Raw genomic sequence first — 12,604 nt, 5'->3', positions numbered from 1 at the left:
TTTTAGGATAGCCAGGGAATTAAGTCCCTGGCTAATATATCGAGTCCGTTAAAACAGACTGTGGTCAAGGCTTTGAAGTGGCGAATACTGGCAATTATCAATTCGTAGCAGAGTCGGATAAAGCCGAATTTTGCGGGATAAAAGTCAGCTTTTAAATCTCTGCTTCACCGATCATTTCGCCCATCGATACCACAATTTTGCGCGGCCCGACAAATGGATTGCGGCTGTGAGCAGCCAACATATTATCTAACATTAATATGTCGCCAGCTTGCCAAGGGAAACTAACGGTTGTCTGCTGATAGACTGCCTGAATTTCTGCCATTACCGAGTCTTCAATGGGAGTGCCGTCGCCGTAATAAACATTGCGAGGCAGGTTTCCTTCTCCAAAGACAGATAATAAAGAGTTGCGGACGGCCGGATCTAAGCAGGAAATGTGGTGCAAGAGAAGTTGGTTAAAAAATACCATCTCTCCAGTTTTGGGGTGCTTGGCGATCGCCGGCCTTCGCTTGCTAGTTCTGAGCTTATTTCCGTCTTTCCACTCAAATTCTATCCCCGCTTGACGGCAATATTGTTCCACCTCAGTTTTATGCGCCGTTTTGAAAAATTCTTGCCAGCTTACATCGAGTCCATCTGTGTAATTGCGGACGTACATCAGTTGCTTTTGGGCGAATTTTTCTCGGAGTTTGGGGTCGAGCAACTGGTAAATTTTCCGGCAATCCACGATCGGGGTTTCGCCGCCTGAGTGCGCGGGTTGAACGCAGAAAAACCAGATTTTCATGGGCCAGCGGTGCAGGTGCGAACTTTCGCTGTGAAAGAAGATAGTTTGCTCAGCGGGATAAGGGGTCGAACCGTAAACTTTTCCGCCGATTCCTTCGCGCGGCAAATCTCCGTACTCGCCGAACAATTCTGGACAAATCCCCAAGGCAAACTGCTCGAAAGTAGAAACTAAGGGTTCGGTGAAGCCTCGAAACAAAATTGCCCCGTGTTGCTGCAATTTAGTCTCGATCGATGTTCGGTTGTTTTTCGCCCAATCAATGATATCGACATCGCTGGCAGCGGGTTTAATGACTAGCGGAAATAGTTCTCCAGGCTGGAGAAATTCGGTTTTTATCAACTCGCCGTCTGGCAGAGTGACTACTTTTGGTTTAACGCTCTTAAACTTGCTAAAATTTAGCTGTTCGCGCTTGACTTCTTGCATGGCTTGTTGTTCTTTTTCCGCTTCCGTGAGAATTTCTAAGTTATTTAACCGAGTCTCAGGCTGCGCCACAATGCTGTTGAGTAAGGTTTCAAAACGGCTGGACATTTGCTCGATGGCTGCGGCCTCGAAAAGGTCAGCGTTGTACTTCCAAGCGCCTGCAATTCCTTGCTCTGTTTCTCCCACGAAGAGAACTAAATCAAATTTCGCAATTCCGCTGTCAAGTTCTAAGGGAGTCAAAGTTAACCCGCCTAGCTCTAAAGCAGGCATGGGCATATTTTGCATGACGAATAAGACTTGAAAGAGCGGTGTTTGATTCAGGCTGCGATCGGGCCGCAATTCCTCCACCAATTTGTCGAAGGGTAAATCCTGGTGAGCGTAGGCTTTTAAGGTGACTTCGCGCACGCGATCGAGCAATTCAATAAAAGTAGGATTGCCACTGAGATCGCCGCGCAAAAGCAAGATATTGACAAAGAAACCAATCAGAGCCTCTGTTTCCAATTGGGTGCGGTTGGCGAGGTCGGTGCCGACTACCATGTCATCCTGATTTGTCGATCGATATAGCAGCGTTTCCAGAGCCGCTAGCAACGTCATAAATAGGGTGACATTTTGTTGGCGGCTCAGCTTGTTGAGCGCGGCAGAAAGGTTTGGGGAAAGCTGGAAAGGTTGAAGGGCAGCGCGATAGGTAGAAACAGCGGCGCGCGGTTGTTTTGCAGGCAGTTGCAGCACTGGTAAGCGATCGCCTAAATGTTGCTTCCAATAGGCAAGTTTTTCTTCTAAAACTTCCCCAGAGAGCCAGTTTCGCTGCCACACGGCATAATCGGCGTATTGGATTGGAAGTTCGGGAAGTGGGGAGGGTTTGCCACTGCAAAAAGCTTCGTAGAGGGTGGCCATTTCCCGCACGAGTACCCCGAGAGACCAGCCATCGGCAACGATGTGATGGATGGTTAGCAATAAGATAAATTCTGTGTCGCCTAACTGCAGCAAAGTGACTCGCATTAATGGCCAGTTTGCTAAGTCAAAAGGTTGTTGCGCTTCCTCGGCGGCGAGCCGCACAGCTTCTGCTTCTCGCTGAGATTGAGGAAAGTGCTGCAAATCTATAACTGAGAGGGCGAAAGTCGGTTCGGGAATTATCAACTGAATGGGCCGCCCTTCCACCGCGCCAAAAGTTGTCCGCAAGGCTTCGTGGCGATTGATAACTGCTTGGAAACTGCGCTCTAATGCTGTCACGTCGATCGCACCTTTCAAGCGCACGGCTGCGGGGATATTGTAAGCCGGATCGCCCGGTTGCAACCGATCGACGAACCAGAGGCGCTGTTGGGGGAAAGAAAGGGGCAATTCTGGGCCTCGCGGTGCGCGATCGATGGGGGGTGCTTTTAGTTTTTGCTCGCTGCTGCTGATTTGGGAAATGCGCTCGCTCAAACTTGCCACTGTTGGCGATTCAAATAAGACGCGCAGGGGCAATTCAATTTTAAATGCTTCTCGCAGGCGCGCGATCGCCTGAGTAGCTAATAGGGAATGTCCTCCCAATTCAAAGAAGTTATCCTCGCTGCCAATTCCCTCGATGCCTAACACTTCGCTCCAGATGCCACCAACCATTTCCTCAACGGGCGATCGCAGCGCAGAGATCGCGCTTTTTTCCGGTGCAGGCAGCGATCGGCGATCGACCTTGCCATTCGGCAAAAGCGGCAGCGCCTCCAGCAGCACGAAGGCTGAAGGCACCATATACTGAGGCAATTTTTGTTTTAAATCGCCGCATAATTCATCTGCCAGGCTCGACGATTGAAACTCTGAAAAACTATCCTTGTACGCAGCGATATAAGCAACTAAACGCTTGTTGCCGGGGTTATCTTCTCTGACAATAACCGCCGTCTCCCGCACGGCTGGATGTCGCTCCAATACAGCCTCTATTTCTCCTAGTTCGATGCGGAAACCCCGAATTTTTACCTGGCGATCGATGCGCCCTAGAAATTCGATCGTTCCATCCGGAAGCCACCGCCCTAAATCTCCGGTTTTGTACATTGAATCTTTGTCAATTCCTGGCAGCGGTTTTGCCGTATTTGGAAAGGGATTTTCAACAAAGCTTAATTGAGTATTCTTTTCATCTTTCCAATAGCCCTCGCCGACGCCAAATCCCGACACGCAAATCTCTCCCGGCACTCCCACGGGCACTAACTTCATCTGAGAGTCGAGGATGTAAAGATTTAAATTGGCGAGGGGTTGGCCGATGGATAGCGATCGCTGATTTTCCGGCAAAGGTTTTTGAATAATTGCCTGCGTAATATCGTCAGCCGCTTCTGTAGGGCCGTAAGCATTGACAACGCCGATCGAGGGATACAGGCGCAACCACTGATTCGCCAACTCTACCGAGACTGATTCTCCCGTTACCATCATCCATTTTAAATTGGGAAATGCTCGTTGCTGCGGCGATAATTTGGAAAGATAGTCTGTCAATCCTCGGACAACGGTGGGAACGAGTTCGACGAGGGTTAATTTGTGTTTTTGAATTACCTCAAACAATTTTTCGGGATTGCAAATTGTTTCCGCGCCGGCAATTACGGTTTTTCCGCCAATTAAAAGAGGCGCTAAAAATTGCCAAACCGAAATATCCGATGAAGCGGGAGCGCTTTGCAAAAAGGTAAATTCTTCAGTCAATCCCAGCGCCTCAAATTGAGCGTAAATGTGATTGATCGCGCCGCCGTGTCGGATAATAGCTGCTTTGGGCAATCCGGTGGAACCCGAGGTATAAATCGCGTAAGCTGGATCGGTGCCGCGATTGCTAGTTTCTAGATTGGCTGCGGGCAGTTTATCGAAATCGCGGCGATCGCATATCTGAACCTCGGCGGCGGATCTCGCCGCGCCCTCCGGCTTGAAATCTAAACAAGCCAAATATTTTAACTCAGGGCAATACTCGATTTGGCTTGCCAAAATCTCTAAAAATGAAGCGTCTGTTAAGAGAATTCCCACTTCGCTGTGAGAAAGCATATAGCGAATTCTCTCCGGAGGATAAGTGCTGTCAATGGGAACGTAGACTCCCCCCGCCTTTAAAATAGCGAGAATAGCGATGAGAAAATTCGGACTCCGTTTTTGCAGAATTCCCACCAGTTGTCGATTTTTGACTCCTAAACTCTGCAAAAGTCTGGCGACTTGATTCGCTTTTACGTTCAGTTCGCGATAAGTTAACTGAGTTTCTTCAAAAACAACAGCTATGCGATCGGGCGTTTTTTTGACCTGGCTTTCAAATAAATCGTGAATCGTTCGCTCGACAGGATACTCTCTAGCATTGTCGTTAAAACTTTCTAATATTTGGCGGACTTCAGATTGACTTAAAAAACTAAGATCCGCAATTTTCAGGTGAATGTTGTTGGTAACGCTTTCCAAAAGATTGATATAATGTGATGTCAGTCTTCTGATGGTTTCATCTTTGAAAAGCAAGCCGCTGTACTCAATTTTGCCGACAATCCGATTGCCATCGACTTTCAAAGCAATTGTTAAATCATTGCCGAGTTCCGCGAGATCGCTTGCAGAGTGAATGTTTTCCCATAAGACGGCTACGTCAAAAATTGGACAGCGGCTCTGAGTTTCGGAAATTTTTAACAACCGCACTAATTCAGCAAACGGATAATTTTGGTGGCTGTATGCCGCGATCGCAGTATCTTTGACTTGCAGCAGAAACTCTTTGAAAGTCAATTGAGGATTTACAGTGGAGCGCAGCGGAACCACTCGATTAATTAAGCGAGCGCTTTTTTCTGGGTTATAAATCGGCGAGCCGACAATAACATCGCTATTGCTAGTATATTTGTGGAGCAGTATTTTAGCGGTAGCGAGGAGAATTAGATAAATTGACAAATCGGATTTTTTCGCCAACTTAAAAATCGCTTCAGACAGTTGGCTCGACAGTTCAAATGCGACCTCTCGCTCTTTGCCGCTATCTAGCACAGGTCTTACATAATCGGCTATCAAAGTTGTCTCCGGCAGTTCCCCGGAAAGCTTGTTTAACCAATAAATTTTTTGAGACAACAAGTTATCTGAAATGGGGGTAATTGGTCTGATTTGATTCGCTACGGCTATCATCGATCGTCTCCTCACATTTTAAAAATTGGAAAAAATTAGAGCAATTAGGAATTCAAGCAATCGGACAAGGCTTGTTGCAAAATCGCACAGCCTTTTTGCAGAATTGACCATTCGATAGTCAGGGGAGGCAATATTTTTATAGCCGTATCATTTCTCCCAACTCTTTCCACAATTAATCCCAACTCGAAACACCGCGAAGTGACTTTTTTAGCAAAACTAGCAGCGCCACATTTTTCAAAATCGATGCCCCAAATTAAACCAATTCCTCGGATATCTATTTTTTCGTCGATCGGGGCAATTTCCTCCGCCAGAAATTTTTGTAAAAAGAACTCTTTCAATTGGACTTCGCGTTCGAGATTGATATTTTCTCGATACTCTAGAGCAGCGGTAGCTCCTACGAAAGCGAGTTGATTTCCACGAAATGTACCCGTATGTTCGCCCGGTTCCCAAATATCTAACTCAGGTTTAATCAACAAAAGCGACATCGGAAATCCGTAACCGCTGATCGATTTCGAGAGGATTACCATATCGGGAACGATATTAGCTCTTTCAAATGAGAAGAATGACCCTGTCCGTCCGCAACCCACTTGAATGTCGTCGCAAATTAATAAAATGTCGTGGCGTGAGCACAAGTCTCTGAGTTGTTGCATCCACTCGACGGGCGCGACAATTACTCCCCCTTCAGCTTGCACCGTTTCAAAAATAATTGCCGCTGGTTTTTCGATTCCAGAATTGACATCATTTAGGACGGCTTCGATATACCCTATGGTATTAAAACTTTCCATGAACCCATAGGGATAGGGCATAAAAGTTACATTATTTGATGTTACGCCTGCCCCCGCTCTCGCTGCGATATTGCCAGTCGCAGCTAAACTGCCTAACGTCATGCCGTGATAGGCTCCCATGAATGAGAAAATGCCCGGTCTTTTCTTGATTTTTCTGGCTAATTTCAAAGCCGCTTCCACGGCATTCGTTCCCGTTGGGCCGCAAAACTGAACTTTATAATCCAGCTTTTTCGGTTCTAAGACAGACGAAAAGAATTTTTCTAAAAATTCTTTTTTGGCTGAGGTGTGCATATCTAACCCGTGCGCGATCGCGTCCGATGCCAGATACGCTATTACCTTCTGCTTGATATAGTCATTGTTGTGCCCGTAATTCAGCGCCCCTGCCCCTGCTAAAAAATCGATATATTCCGCTCCTGTTTCGGAATATATGATAGAATCTTTTGCCCGATGGAATATATCAGGAAAATTTCTGCAATAGCTTCTGACATTAGACTCGCGACTTTCAAAAATATTCGCTGGCTGACTTGGCTTTTGTAGGGCGATGCGATGCATGGCAACTTTCTCACTCTAGTTAATTTGTTAGTTACGCGGCGGACAATTCAAAATTAAACGTTACTTCTCTTTCCAGACTTAACGTTATGGGATACTCGCGATCGATCGGCAACAGCAAGTCCTTCAGGAGGGCGTTTGGTTGCGCCAAGATGCCCTGAATCAATCTCTCAAAATCCTCCAGAATCTGAGTAATTGTGGCTAGCTCGAAGCGGCGGAAATCGTAATTGATGCCGATGCAGAACTTTAGATCCGGATACACGGCAACAGTCAGGGGATAGTTAGTCTTGTAAAAATTCGGCGCATTGGAGAAAATCGTCGAGTTCGAGATTTCTAGATTGCCTTCCCATTTTTCCAAGAGTGAATCCACTGGCGCGTTTTCATACACCAAGATACTCTCGAACAAAGGCCTGCTTCGCGGCACTTGACTCCACCCTTGAATATCAACTAGCGGACTCCACTCGTACTGGCGCATTTTCAGTAATTGTTCTTGAAGCTGCCTCAGCCAAACTAGCAGAGATTGGTCAGAAGCTACCTCGATCCATACGGGCAAGCTGTTAACAAATAGCCCAATTAGCGGCTCGTCTTGTAGTAATTCTACTGGGCGTCCCGCCACTGTACATCCGTAGACTACTTTGCTCGCGCCGCTGTAGTAACTGAGCAGCATCGCCCACGCTCCCTGAAAGATTGTACTCAATGTAAGCTGGTGCTGCCGCGAAAAAGATTGCAGCGCTGCTGTAGTTTCTGGGGATAAATAGATTCTCTGTTCGTCGTATTTTTCCTCGGAATTGAAGGCGCTGCTAGCATCTAGATTGGTGAGGGAAGTAGGCGATCGCAATTCTCCGATCGCTTGCCTCCAATACGTCTGGGCTTTCGCTACATCTTGCTTTTGCAACCATTCTATGTAGTCTCGGTAGGGAATGCTGGGCGCTAAATTTACCTTTTTCCCCTCACAAATCGCCTCGTAAATTTGAAGCACTTCCGCGAGTATCGTGGGGATTGACCACCCATCCATCACAATAAAATGTCTGCTCCAAATAAATTGGTAACAGTTGTCAGCAAGGCGAAACAAAGTCAGGCGCATCAAACACTCTTGGGAAAAATCGAACCCTAAGGCGCGATCGCTATCCAGAAAAGTATTTAATTGCTCCTCCTGTTCCGCAGGATTTAGCCCCCGCCAGTCGCATAGCTCTAAGGGAACTGTTACTTGCTGATATACAACTTGTAACGGTTTGTTGATATCTTGCCAGAAAAAGCCTGTCCGCAAACTCGCGTGTCGGTTCGCTACTTGCTCCCAAGCGCTAGAGAAAGCGTCAACGTTGAGATTGCCCCGCAACAAAAAGGGCATTTGGAAAAAATACAGTCCCAATTCCGGAGCGAATAAGCTATGAAATAGAATGCCTTTCTGAATCGGCGAAAGTTCGTAAATATCCTCAATGTTTTCTACTTGCATGAATTTTTACCTGCGTTGGTTGATTTTCGCTAAGAAGCGATCGAGGTCTTTTTGACTCAAATTTGCTTTTGGGAAGTCAGAAGGCGTGTAGGTTCCTGCTTCGGCAGACTGACAGTGGGCAGCAAGCGATCGCAAATTATCCACAAAATCTTTAGCTAGTTTTTCGATGGTGGTTCGCCGGTAGACTGCTTCGCTATACCTCCACTCTAGTTGCAGCCTATTTTCTCGCACGCCTCCGTCAATTTCGATCGAATAGCGCCGATTTCCTAGCAGGCTGCTGCTCGCGCTTTCTACTAGCTCAAACGCAAAAGGTTCAGGCACAATCGGAGCGAATTGCTCGCGGTAGTTAAATCTAATCTGCGATCGATCCAAGGCTTGCAGATGCGCCGCTACTTCTGCGCCATCGCCGAAATAGCGCAGTACCCCAAAGCCAGCGCCTCGATTGGGTACGCCCCGCACCTGCTCTTTAATCGCCTTTAAAGCTTCCCCAGGCCCAGAGATGCCCTTGAGAATGAGCTGCACCGGGAAAATCGCCGCAAAGCAGCCGATCGTGCGCGACAAATCGATATCTTTGGCAAAAATTTCTCGCCCCGAAGCCTCCAAATCCACCAGCAAGGAATCCGCTTTCGTCCATTGATTAAAAGTTTGCACCAATGCAGTCAGCAATACTTCGCTCGTTTGGGTTCCATAAGCTGCTGGAACTTTTTGCAGTAAAGTGCGAGTTTCTTCAACATCGAGCGAAACTAATACAATGCTCGCCCGATCGTTGCTTGGAGAATCAACGGGCAGTTTCGAGACTTCTTGACGCGCAGCGAGCCAGTAATCTCGCTCTTGCTGAATTTGTGGCGATTTGGCGTACTCTTGCAGAAATTCTGACCACCGTTTAAAAGTTGCTGTTGTGGGCGGTAATTCTACAGATTGCCCCTGACTGAGCTGTGCGATCGCCGCAGAAAGTTCCTCTAGCAAAATTTGCCAGGAAACGCTATCTGCCACCAGTTGATGAATCGTTAATAGCAGGCTATTGGGCCGATCGTTTCCCTGGTTAAACAAAGCCACTCGCCAGAGAATTCCCTCGGCTGGATTCAAACTTTCTTTGAGATCGGCTGCCGTTTTTTCTAAAGTAATTTCTCCTTCGCTCGCTGGCAACGCCGATAAATCGATGTATGAGAAAGGTTCTGTTTGAATTTCCTCTAAACTACCATACATTTGCTGCCAGCCCGATTCTGTATGGATAAATCGCAGGCGAAGAATGTCGTGGCGATCGAGCAATTTTTGCACCGCTTGCTGCCATAATTCAGGAGCGATTTCCGAGTCTGTTTTAAATAAAAAGCTCTGGCATTTACCCGAAATTTTTTCTTCTAAAAATTCCTGCTGTATGGGGAGAATAGGCAGCAGTTTTTCAGTCGTCTCAATTGTGGCTGCAACGGCTGCAAGCTCCGCCACAGTGGGACACTCAAACAGTTGTTTGGGCGTCACGCGCAAGCCGGCTTGATTGATTTTGGCGACGATGCGAATGCTTGATATCGAATCTCCGCCTAACTCGAAAAAGTTATCATAAATTCCTACTTTTTCGAGCTCTAGCAGTTGCCCCCAAATCTGGGCGATAGTTTCCTCGGCAGGCGTGCGAGGTTCTGCGAAAGTTCCTTCTAATTTCGCTCTGGCACTGTCGGGTTCTGGCAGCGATCGCCGGTCTACTTTTCCGTTAGGAGTTAAAGGCAAACTTTTGAGCGTTACAAAAGCCCAAGGCACCATGTACTCAGGCAATTTTGTCGCTAAAAAACGGCGAAGTTCGCTGCTGCTTGGTGCTTGTTTCTGATGAGAAACAAAATAAGCCACGACGCGCTTTTCACCAGGCGCATCTTCCCGCGCCACCACTACAGCCTGCGCGATATCTGGGTGCTGCCCTAACGCTGCCTCAATTTCTCCCAATTCAATGCGGAAGCCCCGGATTTTTACTTGATTGTCAATTCGCCCGATAAATTCGATGTTTCCGTCTGGCAAATAACGAGCCAAATCACCCGTTTTATAAAGATGTGCTTCAGGCGCACCGAATGGGTTCGGAATAAATTTTTCTGCCGTCAATTCGGGGCGGTTGAGATAGCCCCGCGCCAGGCTGCTGCCGCCTATGTGCAGTTCCCCAGGCACGCCTACTGGCACTGGCTGCAAATGGGAATCCAGTAGATAAATCTGGGTATTTGCTATAGGTTGGCCGAGGGGAACTGTCTCGGAAATTCCTTTCAATTCCTCGCCATACACTTGATAGGTTAGTACGCCCACCGTCGCTTCTGTTGGCCCGTAGTGATTGAAAATAAGGCAATCTGGATTGATTTTACGAATTTCTTCAATCAATTCCCAGCTTGCAGCTTCACCGCCTAAAATTAGCCGTCTTCGTGGCAAAATAGACTCGGCTTGAGAAGAAGTTAAAAGAGCAGCAAGGTGCGAGGGAACAATCTTGAGGCAATCGATAGAATGGCGGCGGAAATATTCACCCAGCGCTTCTGGATCGGTGGCGCGTTCTTGGGATACTATATGGAGGCATCCACCCGAACAAAGTGCCGGGAAAATCGCTGTATTGCCCAAGTCTGCTGCGAAGGTAGAAACGGTGGCGAAACTAGCACCTGATGGCAGGTTTAACCTTTCTTGAATGCTGTACAGGTAATTGAGCAGTTGCTGGTGTTCGATGGCTACTCCCTTGGGCGTGCCAGTGGAACCGGAAGTATAGATGACGTAAGCTAAATTTTCAGAAGAAGCGCGAGGCGTGTAAGAGGCAGAAACAGTGGGAATGTCTGTATCGATGCAAACAATATTTACCTGAGTTTTCGGCAAGCTTTCAGCGAGTCGCTGTTGCGTTATCAGCACCTGAACTAGGGCATCTTCTAGCATGAGTGCCTTGCGATCTGCTGGGGTTGCCGGGTCTATGGGTAAATACGCGGCACCTGCTTTGAGAATGCCTAGCATTCCTACGATTGTTTCTAAGGAGCGATCAAGGCAAATGCCAACAACGACCTCTGGTTCAACTCCCAAGTTTTGCAGGTGATGGGCGAGTTGATTGGCGCGATCGTTGAGTTCTCGGTAGGTGATTTTTTGGTTTTCAAAGATGACGGCAATGGTGTCTGGCGCGCGATCGGCTTGTTCTTCAAAAAGCTGGTGAACGCATTTGTCTGTCGGGTAATCTTTCTGAGTTTGGTTGAACTCGACGAGAAGCTGCTGACGATCGCGATCGCTCAGTATATTTAATTGACTGATGGGTATTTGTGGATTTTTTAAGGCACTTTCTAACACAGCCTGGAAGTGTTCTGACAAGCGCTTGACATCTTCAGCTTCAAATAAAGCCGAATCGTAGCGAAACTCGGCGATTAAGCAATTGCCTCGTGAAAGGCAGGAAAGTTTAAGTTTGAAGGGTTCTACGCAGGCATCTTGCCGATAGAGGAAAAATGAAACGCCAGACTCGCCATATTTCTCTGGCTTTGTTTCATACTCAAAGCAGATAGGCAAAAAAGCGTTACTTTTATCGGATTCTAGAGTTTCTTCCCAGGTGAAATATTCTTGCCAAGTGTGAATATCTTTGAGATTTAGCTCAACTTGCTGCCAAATTTTGGCAAAACTGAATTCGTCTTGCAAGTCGCACTGTAGTGGTAAATAGGTACTCAACAGCCCCAGCGCTGGCTCTAATTCTTCATATTTCCTGCCGTTTCCAGCTACGCCGACGATCGGGTTTGGCTGTCTGGTAAGCCGCCCAATCAGAATTTGCCAGCAAGTCAGCAGAAATGTAGAAATATCGCTTTGGTGTTTTTGGGCGATCGCTTCCAGGCTGTCGAACAAATCACCCCGAACGATCGCCGTTTCTACTTGTGGCTGAAATTTCGCTTCTGAATTCTTCTTTTCCCAAGGAAACGTTAAAGAGTCCAAAGATTCAATGTTCAGCTTTCGCCAGTATTCTTTGCCAATTGCCGTTTCTTCTGATTCGAGTAACTCATTTTGCCACTCAGCAATATCGGCATATTGCATTGACTCATCAGAGAACTCTTCCCCGCACGCACAGGCCCAGTAGGAAAGACTGAGTTCGCGGGTGAAATTTTTCAGGGTGACGCTATCTGCAATTAAGGCAGAGAAGTTCGCCAGCAATAGGTGCTTGTCTTGGGCGAGAGTGACTAAAGAGATGTGCCAAAGTGGGCCGCGCTCAAAATCAAAAGGAAGCAGGTTTAGTTGCTGAAAAAGCGCTGCGATTTTAGCTTCTTGTTCTTCTGGAGACAAACCGATCAGATTGTATTCCGAGATAGGAACTTCACCAGTGCTGGCGATCGCTTGCAGGGGTAGTGTCATCCCAGGCAAGCAGTGAAAGCTAGTCCGCAGGATTTCGTGCCGATTCACGACATTTTGCAGCGCACTTTTAAGAATCTCTCGATCGAGGTTTCCTGTAATTAAAATTGCACCTCGAACGCGATAGGTCTGTTTAGGATTATTTTCCTGTAACCCCCACAGGTGCCGTTGCTGTGGAGAAAGTCTAAACCCTTCAATTGTTTCCTTTTGCATATCTACTGTTCCTTT

At 47.2% G+C, this 12,604-nt stretch carries 4 protein-coding genes; all 4 read right to left on the bottom strand.

Going from position 1 to position 12,604, the window contains the following annotated elements; translation table 11 throughout:
- Positions 1-151: 151 nt before the first annotated feature.
- Genes QUA53_RS10860 through QUA53_RS10845 form a run of 4 tightly spaced genes read right to left on the bottom strand, consistent with a single transcriptional unit; the run spans position 152 to position 12,589 of the window.
- On the bottom strand, positions 152-5,269 hold the full coding sequence (locus QUA53_RS10860) for an amino acid adenylation domain-containing protein (protein WP_333096976.1): 5,118 nt from the start codon (positions 5,267-5,269) through the stop codon (positions 152-154).
- Positions 5,270-5,313: 44 nt separating this feature from the next.
- The gene (ectB, locus tag QUA53_RS10855) at positions 5,314-6,606 is read right to left on the bottom strand and encodes a diaminobutyrate--2-oxoglutarate transaminase (protein WP_333096977.1); all 1,293 of its coding nucleotides are present in this window, start codon (positions 6,604-6,606) and stop codon (positions 5,314-5,316) included.
- A 31-nt stretch (positions 6,607-6,637) separates the two neighbouring features.
- The gene (locus QUA53_RS10850; RefSeq protein WP_333096978.1) at positions 6,638-8,056 is read right to left on the bottom strand and encodes a condensation domain-containing protein; all 1,419 of its coding nucleotides are present in this window, start codon (positions 8,054-8,056) and stop codon (positions 6,638-6,640) included.
- A 6-nt stretch (positions 8,057-8,062) separates the two neighbouring features.
- Positions 8,063-12,589, bottom strand: coding sequence for an amino acid adenylation domain-containing protein (locus QUA53_RS10845; protein WP_333096980.1), 4,527 nt, complete (start codon positions 12,587-12,589; stop codon positions 8,063-8,065).
- Between the last annotated feature and the right edge of the window lie 15 nt (positions 12,590-12,604).

Origin of the sequence: Microcoleus sp. Pol12B3 (genome assembly GCF_036701355.1) — a bacterium.
Classification (GTDB): Bacteria; Cyanobacteriota; Cyanobacteriia; order Cyanobacteriales; family Microcoleaceae; genus Microcoleus.
The sequence above is the reverse complement of the archived record's forward strand: the minus strand, read 5'-3'. Positions and strand labels throughout refer to the sequence as shown.

What these genes read in the sequence shown, in the direction of transcription:
- QUA53_RS10860 (WP_333096976.1), bottom strand. Translation starts at nt 5,269, where the DNA reads ATGATAGCCGTAGCGAATCAAATCAGACCAATTACCCCCATTTCAGAT.
- ectB (WP_333096977.1), bottom strand. Translation starts at nt 6,606, where the DNA reads ATGCATCGCATCGCCCTACAAAAGCCAAGTCAGCCAGCGAATATTTTT.
- QUA53_RS10850 (WP_333096978.1), bottom strand. Translation starts at nt 8,056, where the DNA reads ATGCAAGTAGAAAACATTGAGGATATTTACGAACTTTCGCCGATTCAG.
- QUA53_RS10845 (WP_333096980.1), bottom strand. Translation starts at nt 12,589, where the DNA reads ATGCAAAAGGAAACAATTGAAGGGTTTAGACTTTCTCCACAGCAACGG.